Annotated in this window: 17 protein-coding genes; 7 read left to right on the top strand and 10 right to left on the bottom strand. The window is 66.0% G+C overall.

Annotated elements, in window-relative coordinates; translation table 11 throughout:
- The first annotated feature begins 40 nt into the window (after positions 1 to 40).
- Positions 41 to 1,993, top strand: a complete 1,953-nt coding sequence (locus tag ACP156_RS05350; RefSeq protein ID WP_425050272.1) for a 4Fe-4S binding protein — start codon at positions 41 to 43, stop codon at positions 1,991 to 1,993.
- Here ACP156_RS05350 and ACP156_RS05345 read toward each other — a convergent pair.
- A complete protein-coding gene (locus ACP156_RS05345) occupies positions 1,987 to 2,754 on the bottom strand; it encodes a hypothetical protein (RefSeq protein ID WP_425050271.1) in 768 nt (255 codons plus the stop codon). The genes ACP156_RS05350 and ACP156_RS05345 overlap by 7 nt on opposite strands.
- Before the next feature lie 65 nt (positions 2,755 to 2,819).
- Between ACP156_RS05345 and ACP156_RS05340 the strand changes: the two genes are divergently transcribed.
- The 6 genes from ACP156_RS05340 (at position 2,820) to ACP156_RS05315 (ending at position 7,698) form a co-directional block, all read left to right on the top strand.
- Entirely contained in the window at positions 2,820 to 3,011 is a 192-nt protein-coding gene (locus ACP156_RS05340; protein WP_425050270.1) for a DUF6494 family protein, read from the top strand.
- 3 nt (positions 3,012 to 3,014) lie between these two features.
- Positions 3,015 to 4,085 (top strand): P-loop NTPase, encoded by a 1,071-nt coding sequence (locus ACP156_RS05335; RefSeq protein WP_425050269.1) that lies wholly within the window; start codon positions 3,015 to 3,017, stop codon positions 4,083 to 4,085.
- Positions 4,082 to 4,783, top strand: coding sequence for a DUF4444 domain-containing protein (locus ACP156_RS05330; protein ID WP_425050268.1), 702 nt, complete (start codon positions 4,082 to 4,084; stop codon positions 4,781 to 4,783). The genes ACP156_RS05335 and ACP156_RS05330 overlap by 4 nt, the downstream gene beginning before the upstream one ends.
- The gene (locus tag ACP156_RS05325; RefSeq protein ID WP_425050267.1) at positions 4,780 to 5,259 is read left to right on the top strand and encodes a DUF6505 family protein; all 480 of its coding nucleotides are present in this window, start codon (positions 4,780 to 4,782) and stop codon (positions 5,257 to 5,259) included. The genes ACP156_RS05330 and ACP156_RS05325 overlap by 4 nt, the downstream gene beginning before the upstream one ends.
- Positions 5,256 to 6,626, top strand: a complete 1,371-nt coding sequence (locus ACP156_RS05320; protein ID WP_425050266.1) for a multicopper oxidase family protein — start codon at positions 5,256 to 5,258, stop codon at positions 6,624 to 6,626. Before ACP156_RS05325 ends, ACP156_RS05320 begins: the two co-directional genes overlap by 4 nt.
- A 121-nt stretch (positions 6,627 to 6,747) precedes the next feature.
- Complete coding sequence (locus tag ACP156_RS05315; protein ID WP_425050265.1) at positions 6,748 to 7,698, top strand: DUF4268 domain-containing protein; 951 nt, start codon at positions 6,748 to 6,750, stop codon at positions 7,696 to 7,698.
- A 45-nt stretch (positions 7,699 to 7,743) separates the two neighbouring features.
- Here the strand turns inward: ACP156_RS05315 and ACP156_RS05310 are convergent, their stop codons facing one another.
- The 9 genes from ACP156_RS05310 to ACP156_RS05270 all read right to left on the bottom strand — a co-directional run bounded on the left by ACP156_RS05310 (position 7,744) and on the right by ACP156_RS05270 (position 17,108).
- On the bottom strand, positions 7,744 to 8,496 hold the full coding sequence (locus ACP156_RS05310) for an ABC transporter ATP-binding protein (RefSeq protein ID WP_425050264.1): 753 nt from the start codon (positions 8,494 to 8,496) through the stop codon (positions 7,744 to 7,746).
- Positions 8,493 to 9,362, bottom strand: a complete 870-nt coding sequence (locus ACP156_RS05305) for an ABC transporter ATP-binding protein (protein WP_425050263.1) — start codon at positions 9,360 to 9,362, stop codon at positions 8,493 to 8,495. The genes ACP156_RS05310 and ACP156_RS05305 overlap by 4 nt, the downstream gene beginning before the upstream one ends.
- On the bottom strand, positions 9,359 to 10,282 hold the full coding sequence (gene nikC / locus ACP156_RS05300) for a nickel transporter permease (protein ID WP_425050262.1): 924 nt from the start codon (positions 10,280 to 10,282) through the stop codon (positions 9,359 to 9,361). Before nikC ends, ACP156_RS05305 begins: the two co-directional genes overlap by 4 nt.
- Positions 10,279 to 11,319 (bottom strand): ABC transporter permease, encoded by a 1,041-nt coding sequence (locus ACP156_RS05295; protein WP_425050822.1) that lies wholly within the window; start codon positions 11,317 to 11,319, stop codon positions 10,279 to 10,281. Before ACP156_RS05295 ends, nikC begins: the two co-directional genes overlap by 4 nt.
- 28 nt (positions 11,320 to 11,347) lie before the next feature.
- Positions 11,348 to 12,949, bottom strand: coding sequence for an ABC transporter substrate-binding protein (locus ACP156_RS05290; protein ID WP_425050261.1), 1,602 nt, complete (start codon positions 12,947 to 12,949; stop codon positions 11,348 to 11,350).
- 63 nt (positions 12,950 to 13,012) lie between these two features.
- On the bottom strand, positions 13,013 to 14,074 hold the full coding sequence (locus tag ACP156_RS05285; protein ID WP_425050260.1) for a dipeptidase: 1,062 nt from the start codon (positions 14,072 to 14,074) through the stop codon (positions 13,013 to 13,015).
- A gap of 118 nt (positions 14,075 to 14,192) precedes the next feature.
- Positions 14,193 to 14,330 carry a cytochrome bd-I oxidase subunit CydX gene (cydX, locus tag ACP156_RS05280; protein ID WP_425050258.1) on the bottom strand — a complete coding sequence of 46 codons (138 nt, stop codon included), beginning with the start codon at positions 14,328 to 14,330 and terminating at the stop codon, positions 14,193 to 14,195.
- Positions 14,331 to 14,343: 13 nt separating this feature from the next.
- Positions 14,344 to 15,507 carry a cytochrome d ubiquinol oxidase subunit II gene (cydB, locus tag ACP156_RS05275; protein ID WP_425050257.1) on the bottom strand — a complete coding sequence of 388 codons (1,164 nt, stop codon included), beginning with the start codon at positions 15,505 to 15,507 and terminating at the stop codon, positions 14,344 to 14,346.
- A gap of 5 nt (positions 15,508 to 15,512) precedes the next feature.
- Positions 15,513 to 17,108 (bottom strand): cytochrome ubiquinol oxidase subunit I, encoded by a 1,596-nt coding sequence (locus tag ACP156_RS05270; RefSeq protein ID WP_425050256.1) that lies wholly within the window; start codon positions 17,106 to 17,108, stop codon positions 15,513 to 15,515.
- Between the last annotated feature and the right edge of the window lie 77 nt (positions 17,109 to 17,185).

Below are 17,185 nucleotides of genomic sequence, written 5' to 3'. Positions count from 1 at the left end.
AAACAGCCGCGGAAAAGGCAGGGGGAGCCTGAGGAAAGCGATGTCCAAGTGTTTGATAACGTGTGATTGTGGCGGCTCGCAGGCCATCGACGCCGACGGGCTGGAACAGACCACCGGCCTGGGCGTTAAACGCCCCTGCACCGCGCTGTGTACCCGCGAGATCGAGACCGCCGCGAAGGCCATGACCGAGGGTGACGCGATCATCTGCTGCGGTCAGGAGACGCGCGTCTTTACCGAACTGGCAGAGGAACTCGGGCTGGACGAACCGGCCTTCCTCGACCTGCGTGACCGGGCCGGATGGTCCGACGATCCCGCCCCGAAGCTACCCAAAATGTCCGCCCTCGTGGCCGAGGCCACCCTGCCCGCCCCCGCGGCAAAGTCGGTGGACGTGATTTCAGAAGGTCTGTGCCTGATCCTCGGCCCCGCCGAAACCGCGCTGGCCGCCGCCGAGCAGCTGAAGGACCACCTTGGCGTGACCGTGCTGCTGGCCGACCCGCAGGACGTGCCCGACAGTCGCGACTATGACGCGGTGACCGGAATGCTGCGCAGCGCGACCGGGGCGCTGGGGGGCTTCCGCGTGACCTTCGACGGGCTGCGGCAGGTCGAACCCGCCGGGCGCGGGCCGCTGACGCTGACGCCGCCGCGTGACGGCGCGCAGTCGGACTGCGACATGATCCTCGACCTGCGCGGCCCCGCGCATCCGCCGCTGTTCCCCGCGCACGAAAAGCGCGAGGGCTACCTGCGCGCCGACCCCGGCAGCCCGGCCGCCGTCGCCGCCGCGGTGATGGCCGCGTCGCATCTTGTCGGCACCTTCGAGAAGCCGCTTTACGTCCGGACCGAGCCGCTGCTGTGCGCCCATTCCCGCGCCGGTCAGACCGGCTGTACCCGTTGCCTGGACCTGTGCCCCACCGGCGCCATCAGCCCCGAGGGCGAGTACGTGTCGGTCGATCCGATGGTCTGCGCCGGTTGCGGCGCGTGTTCGGCGGCCTGCCCCTCGGGCGCGATCAGCTACGACGCTCCGCCGGTCGACCTGACGATGCGCCGGGTGCAGACGCTGGCGAAGGCCTATCTGGACGCCGGCGGCAACGCACCGCGCCTGCTGGTCACCGGCGCACACGGGGCCGAGATGGTGCGCCTTGCCGCGCGCCACGGACGCGGCCTGCCCGCCGACGTGATCCCGATGGAGGTCGACGCGGTGAACAGCTTCGGCCATGCCGAGATGCTGGCCGCTTTGGCCGCAGGCTTCGCCAATGTCACCGTGATGCCCACGCCCGGCACCGACCGCGACGCGCTGGCCGCGCAGGTCGCGCTGGTGACGGCGATCGTGGACGGCGCGGTTTCCGTCCTCGACACCCCCGACCCCGACGCGATGACCGAGGCGCTGTACGGCGCAGAGCCCCCGGCGCCGCGCGCCAACCCGGTGCGCCCGCTGGGTAGCCGCCGCCAGATCGCCCGTTCCACCGCCAAGGCCCTGCGCCCCGAGGCAGAGATGCTGGCCCTGCCCGAAGGCGCGCCCTACGGCGCCGTGCTGGTCGACACCGACGCCTGCACCCTGTGCCTGTCCTGCGTCTCTCTCTGCCCCTCGGGCGCACTGGGCGACAACCCGGACCTGCCGCAGCTTCGCTTCCAGGAAGACGCCTGCCTGCAATGCGGCCTGTGCGTCAACATCTGCCCCGAGACCGCGATCACGCTGGAGCCTCGCCTGAACCTGACGCCGCAGGCGCTGGAACAGGTGGTGCTGCACGAGGAAGAGCCTTTCCCCTGCATCGAATGCGGCACGCTGTTCGGGGTGAAATCCACCATCGAGCGGATCACGGCCAAGCTGGAAGGACATTCCATGTACAAGAACCCGCAGGCGATCCGCATGATCCAGATGTGCGACGACTGCCGGGTGAATGCCCAGTACCACGCCGACAATTCGCCCCTGCGCGGCCCCGACCGGCCCCGCGTGCGCACCACCGACGACTACCTGTCGAAGCGCCGGGATCACTGATGCTGAAGCGGCGCCCCCAGATCGGCGGGCTCCAGCCCGGCGACATAGGCCACGATGGCCTCAAGCTCGTCGAGCGTCATCTCGACCGGCACGATGGGCGACGGGCGGCTGACCGGGAATGGCTCGGTCACCTCTTCGACCTGCGTGAAGGCGGGGTGCGGGTTCAGGACGTAGAATACCTCGAACCGGTACTGCCAGTCCTCGAAGGCGCGCAGCAGGAAGAAGGACGGCGTGCTGTCGATCGAGGTCATCCGGGTCTCTTCCGAGATGACGTGGCAGCGCCCGCAATGTTCCTCGGACGCCGCCAGCCCAAGACGGGCAAGTTCGGTATCGACGGTGATCTCTTCCGGCGCGGCCTCGACCACTTCGGGCGGCCCGAAGGCGGCCGCGCCGTCGGGCGCGTAGCCGGTGATCGTGGCCAGCCCCACGTCCGAGGCAAGCCAGTCCGCCAGCCGGTCCGCACCCGCGTGGTCGGCGTCCAGCACCTCGACGCGCCAGACCTGCGCCGGTCCGGTGAACACCGCGCGCCCGGTATCGCCAAGCGCCAGCTCGGCCGGCTCTCCCGGCGCGACGATCTGAACTTTCACCTGCGTTTTCAAAGAGAAGCGCGGCAAGGCATATTGCAGCAGCCCACTGTCCACCAAGGCCGCCGGCGCGGACAGACGGACCGTCCGGTCCTGTGCCAAAGCCGGTGCGGTGGCCTGTGCCTGGGCGACGATCACAACGATCGCCGCCACCAGTATCTGCCGGATGCCGCGCATGGACCGATCCTAGAAAGCGCGGTGCCGAACCGTCAAGAAGTCATGAACCAAGGGAAGGACAGACCATGAGCGACGACTTCAACATGTCGATGCGCAAGTTCCTGAAGCAGGTGGGCGTCACCTCGCAGCAGGCCATCGAGGAAGCGATGCGCGACGCCTCCACGGCGGGCAAGGACTATACCGCGAAGGCGGTCATCTCGATCCCGGAACTGGGGCTCGAACACGAGGTGACCGGCACCATCAAGGGGCAGGACTGAGACTTGGCACTTGATCGAGACACCGTCCTTGGCCTGCTGAAACAGATCGACGACCCGGTTTCCGGCAGCGACATCGTCGCCGCCGGGGTGATGCGGGCGCTGAACGTCGGCGATGCCGGCGACGTGCGCTTCGTGCTGGAGATCGATCCGAAGCGGGCCAAGGATTACGAGGCGGTGCAGGCCGCCGCCGAGACGGCCCTGAAACAGGCGGGAGCGGCCAAGGTTTCCATCGTGATGACCGGCCCCACCGCGACGCCCGAGGCGCCGCCGGACCTGAAGCCGCGCCGCGCCGCCGAGCCGCAAGGCCCGCAGAAAATCCCCGGCGTCGACCGCATCCTTGCCATCGCGTCCGGCAAGGGCGGCGTCGGCAAATCGACCGTGTCCGCGAACCTGGCCTGCGCGCTGGCGCAACAGGGCCGCCGCGTCGGATTGCTGGACGCCGACGTCTATGGCCCCTCGCAGCCCCGGATGCTTGGCGTCTCGGGACGGCCCGCCTCGCCCGACGGCAAGACCATCCTGCCGCTGCGCAACCATGGCGTCACGCTGATGTCCATCGGCCTGCTGACGAACGAAGGTCAGGCGGTGGTCTGGCGCGGCCCGATGCTGATGGGCGCGCTGCAACAGATGATGACGCAGGTGCAGTGGGGCGCGCTGGACGTGCTGATCGTCGACCTGCCCCCCGGCACCGGCGACGTGCAGATGACGCTGGCGCAGAAGGCGCATGTGGACGGCGCGGTGATCGTGTCGACGCCGCAGGACGTGGCGCTGCTGGACGCCCGCAAGGGGATCGACATGTTCACGCAACTGAAGGTGCCGATCGTCGGAATGGTCGAGAACATGTCGACCCACATCTGTTCCAACTGCGGCCACGAGGAACACGTCTTCGGCCACGGCGGCGTCGCGGCGGAAGCCGAGAAACTGGGCGTGCCGCTGCTGGCCGAGGTGCCGCTGCACCTCGACATCCGGCTGGCGTCCGACGGCGGCGCACCCATCGTGGTGTCGCAGCCCGACAGCGCACAGGCGAAGGCGTTCCAGGACATCGCGTCGAAACTGGTGGCCGAGGGCGTCGCGTGAGCGATTTGTCCTTCCCGCCGCTGTTCACGGGCGAGGCGGTGACGGGCGACCCCTTCACCGCCGCCCGCGCCCGTGCGGCAGAAGGATGCGACGCCGGGCTGATCACCTACCGCCCCGCCCCCGACCGGTTGGAGGCGGCCATCGTCTTCGCCCCCGAGGTGCCGCTGGCCGACGCGGTGCTGGCCCTGCCGGTCTGCGGCATCGGGTTCCAGAACGCGCTTGGCGCGCTGGCGCCGCCTTCGGTCGGGGTCTACCTCGACTGGGACGGCGGTATCCGCGTCAACGGCGGGCTGTGCGGGCGGTTGCGGATGGCGGCGGAAACGGCAGACCCCGACACGGTGCCCGGCTGGCTGGTGATCGGGCTGGACCTGACCGTGCTGGACGCCACCGAGGACCCGGGCGAAACGCCCGACACCACGGCGCTGTACAACGAAGGGTGCGGCGACATCGAACTGCCGCAACTGCTGGAAGCCTGGGCCCGGCACACGCTGGTCTGGCTGGGCCGGTGGGAGGACGAGGGCGCAGGCCCGGTTCACCGCGAATGGACCGGCATCGCCCACGGCATCGAGGAACAGGTGACGCAGGACGGCGTCACCGGTACATTCACCGGCGTGGACGAACGGCTGGGAATGCTGCTGAAGACCGGCGGCACGACCCGGCTGATCCCGCTGACCGAGCTTCTGGAGGACCCCGCATGAAACTGGCCCGCGCCATCCATTTCGACGAAAGCGACAGCCGGGTGTTCCATTCCCCGGCCCGGACCGGCGAGTGGTGCATTTCGGGCGGGTTCGAGTTCTCGAACTGGACCGAGGCCGACCTGACCGGCAAGGCCCGGCAGGCCTTCGCGAACGGCTGGATGGGGCTGGAGACCTTCGGCCGCGTCACTTTCGTTGCCGTCACCACTCTGGAACCCGCCGAGCACGAGGCGCTGGCCCGGGGGCTCGCGCGCCACTTCGTCACCTACTACGGCGCGCCCACGGAAGAAGCCGCCCTGCCCGTCGCCCGCGAGGAACTGGCGCAGATGATCGACCTGTGCGAGGACCACGCGCCCAACACCGTCCTGACCGTCGCCCGCGAACTGACCGAGGCCGGCGTACGCGAGGCTTACCGCGTGATCGAGGCGCAGGAGGCCGGGCTGGACCAGTTCGCCATCCACGGAAGCCTCGACGAATGAGACTGACCCGCCGCACCTTCCTTGGCTCTGCCGCCGCCACGCTGGCGCTGCCGCGCGTGGGACATGCGGCGGTCGAGGAATTGCGGCCCGCCCCGGTCAACCTTCAGATCCTGCCGCCCGACTATCCCACCACCGATGTCTGGGGCTATGGCGGCATGCCCGGTCCCGAGATCCGGCTGCCGCAGGGCGCGCGGCTGGACCGGCGGCTGGTCAACGGGCTGGCGCAGCCGACCACGATCCACTGGCACGGTCTGCGGCTGCCCAATGCGATGGACGGCGTGGCGGGCGTCACGCAGGACAGCGTCGCGCCGGGCGGGTCGTTCGACTATGGCTTCGACCTGAAGGACGCGGGCACCTACTGGTACCACCCGCACGACCGCAGCTACGAACAGGTCGGCCGCGGACTGGCCGGCGCGCTGATCGTGACCGAGGCCGACGCCCCCGAGGTCGACCGGGACGAAGCGCTGGTGCTGCAAGACTGGCGGATGCAGCCCACCGGCGAGATGGTCGAGGATTTCGGCGCCCTGCACGACATGGCCCACGCGGGCCGGATCGGAAATTACGTCACCGCCAACGGCCAATCCTATATCGAGCGGGACCTGCCGCTTCACGCCCGTCTGCGCCTGCGGCTGATCAACGCCGCCTCCGCGCGCATCATGCAGATCGTCCACAGCGGGTTCGCCGGCTGGACCGTGGCCGAGGACGGCCATCCGCTTGAAGCCCCCGTGGCCTTGCCGGATGTGCTGGTGCTTGGCCCCGGCCAGCGGATCGACCTGATCGTCGACGTGGCCGCAACGGGCGACGCCACCGCCTATCTTGGCCTGATCGAGGGCGACAGCGCGGCGGTGCTGTACGAGGTGACGCCAACCGCGGCCGAACGCGATGCAGCCCTTGCCGCGCCGGCCCCGCTGCCGCCCAACCCGCTGCCGCCGCTGGGCGACCTCGCCGCCGCCCGCGCCGCCGACGTGCGGATCGAAGGCGGCGCGATGGGCGGCATGACCGCCGCCCGCGCCGATGGCGTCGAGAGGCCGATGCAAGACCTGGTCGAGATGGGCCTTGTCTGGGCGCTGAACGGCGCCGCCGGGATGCCCGCCGCGCCAATCGCGACCGTGTCCCCGGGCGAGACGCTGCGGATGCCGCTGATCAACGACACCGCGTGGCCGCACGTGATGCACCTGCACGGCCACCCGTTCCGTGTGATCGACGGTGACCGCCCCGCCGGGCCGTGGCGGGACTCGGTCCTCGTGATGCCCGACACCCGCACCGAAATCGCCTTCCGCGCCGAAGAGCCGGGCGACTGGCTGTTTCACTGTCACATGCTTGAGCACTCGGCCAGCGGCATGATGCACTGGGTGAAGGTCGGTTAAAAAGTTCATGTAAATCAAATAATTATGCAGTATCTTGGTGCTGAATCAGCATTAACGTGCCTGCTGCGAACGAACTTGAAATAGCATCTGCCGGAAGAAAATTTTGACTATTGGACGTCTAGTGAAACAGGACATACGGCTGGTCTGGCCGTATGAGCCTTCTGACTTTACCCCTTGGCTATCTCAGCCCGAGAACTTGGAACTACTGGCGGACACCTTGGGGCTCGGTCAACTCCACAAGGTGGACACCGAAGTGCCCGTCGGCTCGTTCCGCGCGGATATCATCTGCGTGGATAGCATGGACAACACGGTCCTGATCGAGAACCAGTACGGCGCAAGTGATCACAAGCATCTGGGCCAAACCCTTACCTACTTGGCGGGTAAGGGAGCCAAGTGCATCATCTGGATTGCAGAACGCATCAAGGAAGAACATCGCGCCGTCATCGACTGGCTGAATGAGGCAACGAGTTTGGAGTATGCCTTCTTTGGTGTGGAAATTGAGGTCTGGAGGATTGGTGACAGTCTACCTGCACCGAAGTTTGAAATCGTTTCGCAGCCAAACACTTGGGAGCGTCAGCAGAAGCAGACCGCGAGGCAGCCCGAAGAAGAGGATTCGCACCGCCGAATAGAATACTGGGCGTCATTTCTCCGACAGTTACCGGCGATAGAAGGACTGACTCAGCCACCGAAAGCGCCCAACCACGGATGGGTAAAACTGCCTTTCGCATCGGGCCTGAAGATACCAAGCAGCGGTGGTGTTTACGCCTACCGATTGGTCGCTGAGAACAGGCTGGGGGTCTATTTGTCGATAGGCCGACATGACCCCGACGTTTTCTCGGATTGGCTGAAGAGTATCGAAGCAAAAAGTTATCCATCGCTGCAGGCGGGCAAGTGGTCGCGCGCAACGAATGGTATCTACGGATGCTATCAGACCACCGATGGCGACCCATTGGACGACGGCGATTGGGAGCGTCAACATCAATGGATGATTGGTCAGTGTCAGAGCTTCGCTCGCGATTGGCGCCACGGACTGCGAGACGACGCACTTAGGCTCTGGCCAGAGGAAGTCTAAGTACTAAGGCCGATCGTCAGGACTTGGACAAGAAAGATCGGGCCGCTACCGCACCGCCCCGATCGAGCTTTCCAGCAGGTGCTTGGTGTAGGGGTGCTCTGCCTGAAGCGCGCGCATCTTCTCGACGCCCAGCACTTCCACCACCTCGCCGGTCTGCATCACCGCGATCTCGCCGCACAGGTGCCCGACGACGCCAAGGTCGTGGGAAACCATGATGTAGGTCAGCCCGTGCTCGGCCCGCAGGTCGGCCAGCAGGTTGAGGATCTCGGCCTGCACGCTGACGTCCAGCGCCGAGGTCGGCTCGTCCAGCAGCAGAACGCGCGGTTCGGGCGCAAGGGCGCGGGCGATGGCGACGCGCTGACGCTGGCCGCCCGACAGCTGGTGCGGATAGCGGAAGCGGAAGCCCGGCCCCAGCCCCACGTCGCGCAGCAGCTTGTCGATGCGCGAGTCGATGTCCCTGAACCCGTGCAGCCCCAACACCTCGGACAGCACCCGGTCGACCGTCTGGCGCGGGTGGAGCGAGGCATAGGGGTCCTGAAACACCATCTGCACCGTCTTGTAGAACTTGGGTGTCCGGGTCAGGCCCAAAGGCTCTCCCATCACCCGCATTTCGCCGCTCCACGTCGGCACCAGACCGGCGATGGCGCGCAGCACCGTCGACTTGCCAGAGCCGCTTTCGCCCACAAGGCCGAAGCTCGCGCCCTCGGCCACGTCGAAACTGACGTGTTTCACGGCGTCGGTGCGCGCGGCGCCGTCGCCGAACCAGACGTTCAGGTCCTTGATCTCTAGCGCGTTCACAGCAGGGCACTCACGGATGGGGCCTCGCGCCAGGCGGGATCGCGTTGCAGCACCTCCAGCCGGTCGCGGGGGTGTTCGAGATCGGGGACCGAATTCAGCAGCCCCCGCGTGTAGGGATGGGTCGCCTCGTGCAGCTTGCCCGCCTCGCAGACTTCGACGATGCGGCCGGCGTACATGATCACGATGCGGTCGCAGAACTTCGACACAAGGTTCAGGTCGTGGCTGATGAAGATCAGCCCCATGCCCCGTTCCCGCACCAGTTCGTCCATGATCTCAAGCACCTGCAACTGGACGCTGACGTCCAGCGCCGAGGTCGGCTCGTCCGCGATCAGGATCTCGGGGCCCGGGATCAGCATCATCGCGATCATGATCCGCTGCCCCATGCCGCCGGAAACCTCGTGCGGATACAGGTCGAAGACCCGTTCCGGTTCGCGGATCGCCACGCGGTCCAGCATCGCGAGGCCGCGCTTCCGGGCCTCGGCCTTCGACACCTTCTCGTGCGTGCGCAGCGCCTCGGTGATCTGCTGGCCCACGGTCATCACCGGGTTCAGCGAGAACTTCGGGTCCTGCATGATCATCGACGCCTTGTGCCCGCGCAGCTTGCGCATGCGGGTCTCCGGCACGTTGAGGATATCCTCGCCGTCCATCTCCATCCGGTCGGCGGTGATGAAGCCGGGCTTGCGGATCAGGCGCAGGATGGCGCGGCCGGTCATCGACTTGCCAGAACCGGATTCGCCCACGATCCCAAGCCGTTCGCGGCCAAGGCTGAAGCTTATCCCGCGCACCGCGTCGAAGATCCCGTTGCGGGTCGGGAAGCGCACCCAGAGGTTCTCGATGTCGAGAAGGTTGGTCGACGCGTCGGTCACTGGCCGCCCTCCTTCGGATCGAGGACGTCGCGCAGGCCATCGCCCAGCAGGTTGAATGCCAGCGAGATGGCGAAGATCGCGAGACCGGGGATGGTCGCCACCCACCAGTAGTCGAGGATGTACTTGCGCCCTTCCGAGATCATCGCGCCCCATTCCGGCGAGGGCGGCTGTGCGCCGAGGCCAAGGAAGCCAAGGCCAGCCGCGGTCAGGATGATCCCCGCCATGTCCAGCGTGACCCGGATCACCAGCGACGAGATGCACAGCGGCCAGATGTGGCGCGTGATGATCCGCGCGGTGCCCGCCCCCTGCAGCTTGATCGCGTGGATGTAGTCCGAGTTTCGGATGGTCAGCGTTTCGGCCCGCGCGATACGCGCATAGGGCGGCCACGCCGTCAGCGAGATCGCCAGTACCGCGTTCTCGATCCCCGCCCCCAGCGCCGCCACGAAGGCCAGCGCAAGGATCAGGCGCGGGAAGGCAAGGAAGATGTCGGTGAAGCGCATCAGCAGCACGTCCACCCAGCCGCCCATGTAGCCCGAGATCGTCCCGATCACGAGACCCAGAAGCGGCGCCACCATGGCGACGAGAAGCACGATGTAGATCGAGATCCGGGCGCCGTAGAGCAGCCGCGAGTAGATATCGCGGCCAAGGCTGTCGGTGCCGAAGAAATGCCCCTCCCACCCCGGCGGCTTCAGGCGCGCGGCCAGATCCTGCGCGAAGGGATCGTTCGTCGCCAGCAGCGGCGCGAAGATGGCGCACAGGATGAGGAACACAAGGATGATCAGTCCGACCATCGCCAGCGTGTTCGAACGGAACGACAGCCAGCCCTGATACCAGGCCGCGGCGCGGGCCTGCCGGCGCGAGGTGGGTTCCTCGGCCAGCAGCCATTCGCGCATGCTTTGTTTGTCTGCGGTTGCGGTCATTTCGACCTCGGATCGAAGAAGCGGTACAGAAGGTCGGAGAAGATGTTCAGGCACACGAAGATGGTCCCGATCACGATGGTTCCGCCCAGAACCGAGTTCATATCATTGGCCAGCAGCGAGGTCGTGATGTACTGGCCGATGCCGGGCCATGCGAAGATGATCTCGGTCAGCACCGAGCCCTCCAGCAGGTTGGCGTAGGCCAGCGCGATCACGGTGATCAGCTGGATGCGGATGTTGCGGAAGGCGTGCTTCCAGATGACCGTCGATTCCGACAGCCCCTTCACCCGCGCGGTGGTGACGTATTCCGAGTTCAGCTGTTCCAGCATGAACGAGCGGGTCATCCGGCTGATGTAGGCCAGCGAGTAATACCCCAGCAGCGAGGCCGGCAGGATGATGTGGCTGAACGCGTCCTTGAACACGGCCCATTCGCCGCGCAGCAGGCTGTCGACCAGCAACATGCCGGTGATCGGCTCGACGATCCCCTGATAGAAGATCCCGACCCTCCCCGGTCCGGCCACCCATGCGAGGATGCCGTAGAACAGCAGCAGCCCCACGAGGCCCAGCCAGAAGATCGGCATGGAGTACCCGATCAGGCCGACGAAACGGCTGACCTGGTCGATCCACGAGCCGCGCCGGACCGCGGCCACGACCCCCAGCGGCACGCCAAGGAACACGCCGATCAGCGTGCCCAGCGTCGCCAGTTCCAGCGTGGCCGGGAACACGCGCTTGATGTCGTCGGCCACCTGCTGCCCGGTGCGGATCGAGGTGCCGAAATCTCCTTGCAGCACGTTTCCAACGTAGATCCCGAACTGCACGATCAGGGGCCTGTCCAGCCCAAGCTCGCGGAAGGTCTCGTCATACTGCGCCTGCGTCGCCCGCTCGCCGATGACGGCGAGAACCGGGTCGATCGGCATTACCCGGCCGATCATGAATGTCACGAATAGGAGCCCAAGAAGCGTCGCCGCCACCGTCGCGAGCGTCGCGCCCGTCTTCTTTGCCCAAGGCGGAACGGGCGGCTTTCGCCGCCCGCCCGGAATGTTGACCTGTTCTACCACTGTGCGGCGCTTACTTCGTGATGACCCAGTAGGACACCGCCGTGGTCGCACCACCGGCCACGAAGTTCTCGACGCTGGCGCCCATGGCGTTCTGTTCGATCTGCTGGAACATCACGCCGAACGGCGAGATCTGCTGATGCTCTTCCTGCAGCGCCATGTACATCTCGGCACGGGCGTCGGTATCGTTCTCGACCACCGCGGCAAGGGTTTCCTCGCTCATTTCCGGGATGCCCCAGGCGTTCCGCCAGGCCAGAAGACCGGTCGCGCCCGCCTCGTCCGAGTTGTCGGGGTTGTAGGCGAAGGTGCCGGCGTTGGTGTTGGGGTCGGGATAGTCCGGGCCCCACGCGCCGAGGTAGATGTCGTGCTCGCGGGCACGATAGCGGTCCAGCGTCTGGGCGCCGGTGCCGACGATCAGTTCGATGTCACAGCCAAGCTGGCCCCAGGTGTTCTGCAGCGACTGGCCGATGTCCATCCGCTCCTGCGCATCGCGGACCGAGATCTTGATCGGGCCGCAATCCGGATAGCCGGATTCGGCCAGCGCGGCCTTGGCGGCGTCCATGTCGTAGGTGAACGGCTTGGTTTCCAGCGCGCCGAGGAAGGTCAGCGGCAGGAAGGCCTGGTGCACGGTGTACTGCCCCTTGAGGAACGAGTTCGCCATGCCTTCGTAGTCGACCGCGTATTTCAGCGCTTCCAGCACCTTCGGGTCGGCCAGCATCTCGACCTTCTGGTTGGCCGAGAAGTACATCAGGCGGCCGCGCAGTTCGTCGATGACCTTCACGCCGTCCACGCCTTCGAGACCAGCAATGTCCTCGGGCGACAGGTTGCGGGCGACGTCGATGTCACCACGCTCCAGAAGCAGGCGCTGGGTGGCCGATTCCTGGATGTGCTGAACGATCACCCGCTCCATCGCCGGCGCGTCGCCGCCGTAGTTCGGGTTCAGGTCCATCAGAACCGATTCGTTCGGCTTCCACTCGACGACCTTGTAGGGGCCGGACCCGGCGGTGTTGGTGCGCAGCCAGGCGTTGCCCATGTCACCGTCGACCTCGTTGGCCATCACGGTTTCCATGTCCACGATGCCGCCGATGGTGGCGGTCAGGCAGTTCAGCACGAAGGACAGCGCGTACTGCTGGTCCAGCGTGATCACCAGCGTCTTGTCGTCGGTGGCGACGATGGTTTCCTCGACGTTTTCGGGGGTGAAGCCGAACTGCGTCAGGATGAACGACGGCGTCTTGTTCAGCAGCACCGCGCGGCGCAGCGAGAACTCGGCGTCCTTGGCGGTCACCGGGTTGCCGGACGAGAACACGTGGCCCTCGGCCATCGTAAAGGTGATGGTCTTGCCGTCTTCCGAGATTTCCCAGCTTTCGGCCAGTTGCGGGCCAAAGCCGGCATCAAGGTCGAGCGGGTCGAAGTTGACCAGTTTCTCGTACACGTTGCGCGACACGTCGGCGCCCGCGAATTCAAAGCTTTCGGCCGGGTCGAAGGTCTTGATGTCGTCGATCCGGTTGGCAATCACCAGCATGTTCGGCGGCGTCTCGGCCATCACCGGGGTCAGCGAGGTCCCCAGCATCAGCGCGGTCAGGGCCGCAACCTTGAACGTCTTGAATTGTTTCACTTTTCTTACTCCCAGTTGGTTTTTCGATCTTCCCGGCCACACGTTGGCGACCGGGCGTCCGGTTTACTGTCCCCACGTCTTGCGCAGCACGCGCAACCAATTTCCGTGAGTCAGTTTCTTCATCAGTGCGTCGTCTACCCCATGCTCCTGCATCGCCGTCCGCAAATTGGGCAGACCTGCACAATCTTTGATCCCCTTCGGGACCAGCGCCCCATCGAAGTCCGAGCCCATACCGACCCGATCCTCGCCCAGGAATTTGATCAGATGGTCAAGGTGACGCATCATGACGTCAAGCCCGAAATCGTCATCCATCTTGCCATCGGGTCGCAGGAAGGCCGATGCGAAGTTGATTCCGACCATCCCGTCGCTGTCTGCGATCATCGAAAGCTGGCGGTCGGTGAGGTTGCGCGCATGCGGGCAGACAGCCCACGCATTCGAATGGGTGGCGACCAGCGGAGCGTCGGAAATCGCCGCCACATCATCGACCCCTGCCCCGTTCAAGTGACTGAGATCGATCATGATTTTCAGCGCATTGCATTCCTTGACCAGCGCCTTGCCGACATCGGTCAGCCCGCCGCCGATGTCCGGGTCGGACGGATAGCGGAACGGCACGCCCTCGGCGAAGATCGTCGGGCGCGACCAGACCGGGCCCAGCGACCGCAGGCCGCGGTCGTGAAATTCGTGCAGTTCCTTCAGGTCGGGCCCGATCGCCTCGGCGCCCTCGATATGCATGACGGCGGCCATGCGGTCGCCGCGGGCCAGCACCTCTTCGATCTCGGCGGCGGTGCGGCAGATGGTCAACGCGCCCGCATCCTCCAGCGCCTCGATCACCCCGAACCCGTCCAGCGTGGTGGTCAGCGCCTCGCCATGATCCAGCATCGGCGGCAGCGGCAGGTCGTACTGCGGCTTCTGCATCTCTTCGTAGCGGATCGACTTCTCGGACGGGCTGGGCACGAAGATCGCGAAGAACCCGCCGCCAAAGCCGCCCTCTTGCGCGCGCGGCAGGTCGATGTGCCCGTCGTCGAGGCCCTTGACCACGCCTTCGGGCGTGACCGCGCCGCGCAGCAGGCGCAGGACAAGGTCGTTGTGACCGTCGAAAATGGGGGGCGTGTTGGGCGCTGTCATGGGAAGTCCTCGGTGGCTGATGCCAAAGGGCTAGACCCATTCAGACCAAATGACCATTCCCCCGGACATTGCGCTGCCGCAACGTCCGGGAAATGTCGGTGCTGTTATGGACCTGCGCCTAGTCGCGCAGGCTGGGGTCGTCCTCGTTGCCGCGCGCGACCAGCTTGCGGTCGCTTTGCAGCTCCAGCCACATCGCGTTCATCACCGCGAAGACGGCGGCAAGCGGCAGGCCGAGGATCCATGCGAAATACCACATCGTCAGGTCTCCTTCAGTACAGGGTTTCGGAATTGCCGGCCACGTCGTCCTCGGTCACCTTGCCCCACAGGACGCGGTAGACCCATGCCGTGTAGGCGAGGATCAGCGGCAGGAAGATCACCGTCGCCACCAGCATCACGAACAGTGTCTGGTGCGAGGACGACGAGTCCCACACCGTCAGCGAGCTGTCGGGCGACAGCGACGACGGCAGGATGAACGGGAACATCGTCAGGCCGACGGAAGAGATCGCGCCGAAGATGCCCAGCTTGGACCACAGCAGCGCCGAGACCTCGCCGCCCGAGCGGATCGCCCGCACCGCCATCGCCATGCCGAGAAATCCCAGCACCGGGGCGATGGCGATCCACGGACGGTCGGCATAGGCCGCCATCCACGACACGCCGCGCGTTACCTCGGTGTACAGCGGGTTCGACGGGCCGTCCGGCGCCGCCTCGGTCACCAGCGCGTAGCCGTCGATGCCGAAGGCCAGCCACAGCCCGGCGACCGCGTACAGCACGATCGTCGCGACCCCGGTGATCCCGCCGATGTTCTGCGCGCGGGTCTGCACGAAGCCCTCGGTCTTGATCGACAGCCACGCCGCCCCGTGGGTCAGCAGCATCGACAGCGACACCAGCCCACACAGCAGCGCGAAGGGGTTCAGAAGGCCGAACAACTTGCCGAAGGCCGAGCCGGGGTACAGCGGGTACAGGTCCGGGGTCAGCTCGAACGGCACGCCCTGCAACACGTTGCCCACCGCCACGCCGAACACCAGCGCCGGAACCGCGCCGCCGACGAACAGCGCCCAGTCCCAGCCCGACCGCCACGCGGCGCTGTCACGCTTCGAGCGGTACTTGAACCCCACCGGCCGCAGGATCAGCGCGGCGAGGATCAGGAACATCGCCAGGTAGAAACCCGAGAAGCTGACGGCGTACAGTGGCGGCCAGGCGGCGAAGATCGCCCCGCCGCCAAGGATGAACCACACCTGGTTGCCTTCCCACACGGGGCCCACGGTGTTGATCACCACCCGCCGCTCGGTATCGGTCTGTCCGACGAAAGGCAGCAGCGCACCCACGCCCATGTCGAAGCCGTCGGTCAGCGCGAAGCCGATCAGCAGCACGCCCAGCAGCAGCCACCACACGACCCTCAGAAAGTCGTAGCTGAACAGTTCGTAAAGGATCATGGCGCTTACTCCGCGGGGGTGCCGACAGGGCCGCGCAGGCGGTTTTCATGCCGCGCGGTCCATTGGTCGGTCACGTCGACGTCCTGATACGGGCCCTTGCGGATGTATTTCAGCATCAGGCCCATCTCGACGATGAAGAGGATGGTGTAGAAGGTGATGAAACCGGCCAGCGTCAGCAGCAGGTCGGTGACCGACAGGTTGCTGGCCGACAAGGCGGTCGGCAGCACCCCGTCCACCGTCCACGGCTGGCGGCCGAACTCGGCCACGATCCACCCCATCTCGGCCGCGATCCACGGCGCCGGGATGATCCAGACCGCCGCGCGCAGCGCCCAGCGGGGATAGGTCTGTCCCTTGAAGGACGAGCGGTAGAAGAAATAGGCCATCACCGCGATGAACGAGAAGCCCAGCACGACCATGATCCGGAACGCCCAGAACAGCGGCCAGACGGTCGGCACGGTGTCCCACGAGGTCGTTTCGATCAGTGCGTCATCCGCATCGCGCGGGTCGTCGACATAGCGCTTCAGCAGCATGGCATAGCCAAGATCGTCGGAATGCTCTTCGAACGTGGCGCGCACGTCCGGCGGGGTCGCGTCCCGCTCTGCCCGGATCGTCATCAGCGCGTCATAGGCGATGATGCCCGACCGGATGCGGTCCTCGGCCTCGGCCACCAGATCGGCGATGCCGGGGATCTCGGTGGTCAGGGACCGGGTGCCGATCAGGCCCATGACCCACGGGATCTCGATGGCGTAATGCGTCTCGCGCGCTTCCTGATCGGGGAAGCCGACCAGCGTGAAGGCGGCGGGGGCCTCGTGGGTTTCCCACATCGCCTCGATCGCGGCGAGCTTCATTTTCTGGTTGTGCGAGGTCTCGTAGCCGGACTCGTCGCCCAGCACCACGACCGACAGCGCCGAGGCCAGACCGAAGGACGCGGCGACCGTGATCGACCGCTTCGCCAGCTCGATATGCCGGCCCTTCAGCAGGTACCACGCCGACACGCCCAGCACGAAGACCGAAGCCGTGACGTAGCCTGCCGAAACGGTGTGTACGAATTTCGACTGAGCCACCTCGTTGAACATGACCTCGAAAAACGAAGTCATCTCCATCCGCATGGTGTCGGGGTTGAACTCGGCGCCGACCGGGTTCTGCATCCAGCCGTTCGCGATCAGGATCCACAGGGCCGAGAAGTTCGACCCGATGGCGACCAGCCACGCCACGACGCAGTGCGCCGTCTTCGACAGCTTGTCCCAGCCGAAGAAGAACAGGCCGACGAAGGTGGCCTCGAGGAAGAAGGCCATCAGCCCCTCGATCGCCAGCGGCGCGCCGAACACGTCGCCCACGTAATGCGAGTAATACGACCAGTTCATGCCGAACTGGAATTCCATGGTGATCCCGGTGGCGACACCGAGCACGAAGTTGATTCCGAACAACGTGCCCCAGAACTTGGTCATCTGCCGCCAGATCGGACGGTCGGTCATGACATAGACCGTCTCCATGATCGCGACGAGAATCGACAGGCCAAGCGTCAGGGGAACGAAGAGGAAGTGGTACATCGCGGTCAGGGCGAATTGCAGCCGTGACAGCTCTACGACGTCGAGTTCCATACCCAATTTCTCCCAAGCACGCACCGCGGGACATAGCGCCGCGATGCCGGATGGCTAACACATATCAGAGATGCGTG

The sequence above is a fragment of the Psychromarinibacter sp. S121 genome, from assembly GCF_049801035.1.
GTDB lineage: Bacteria > Pseudomonadota > Alphaproteobacteria > Rhodobacterales > Rhodobacteraceae > Psychromarinibacter.
This window is presented reverse-complemented; position numbering and strand designations above follow the sequence as displayed.

What these genes read in the sequence shown, in the direction of transcription:
- ACP156_RS05350 (WP_425050272.1), top strand. Translation starts at nt 41, where the DNA reads ATGTCCAAGTGTTTGATAACGTGTGATTGTGGCGGCTCGCAGGCCATC.
- ACP156_RS05285 (WP_425050260.1), bottom strand. Translation starts at nt 14,074, where the DNA reads ATGACAGCGCCCAACACGCCCCCCATTTTCGACGGTCACAACGACCTT.
- ACP156_RS05345 (WP_425050271.1), bottom strand. Translation starts at nt 2,754, where the DNA reads ATGCGCGGCATCCGGCAGATACTGGTGGCGGCGATCGTTGTGATCGTC.
- nikC (WP_425050262.1), bottom strand. Translation starts at nt 10,282, where the DNA reads ATGACCGCAACCGCAGACAAACAAAGCATGCGCGAATGGCTGCTGGCC.
- ACP156_RS05325 (WP_425050267.1), top strand. Translation starts at nt 4,780, where the DNA reads ATGAAACTGGCCCGCGCCATCCATTTCGACGAAAGCGACAGCCGGGTG.
- cydX (WP_425050258.1), bottom strand. Translation starts at nt 14,330, where the DNA reads ATGTGGTATTTCGCATGGATCCTCGGCCTGCCGCTTGCCGCCGTCTTC.
- cydB (WP_425050257.1), bottom strand. Translation starts at nt 15,507, where the DNA reads ATGATCCTTTACGAACTGTTCAGCTACGACTTTCTGAGGGTCGTGTGG.
- ACP156_RS05320 (WP_425050266.1), top strand. Translation starts at nt 5,256, where the DNA reads ATGAGACTGACCCGCCGCACCTTCCTTGGCTCTGCCGCCGCCACGCTG.
- ACP156_RS05340 (WP_425050270.1), top strand. Translation starts at nt 2,820, where the DNA reads ATGAGCGACGACTTCAACATGTCGATGCGCAAGTTCCTGAAGCAGGTG.
- ACP156_RS05270 (WP_425050256.1), bottom strand. Translation starts at nt 17,108, where the DNA reads ATGGAACTCGACGTCGTAGAGCTGTCACGGCTGCAATTCGCCCTGACC.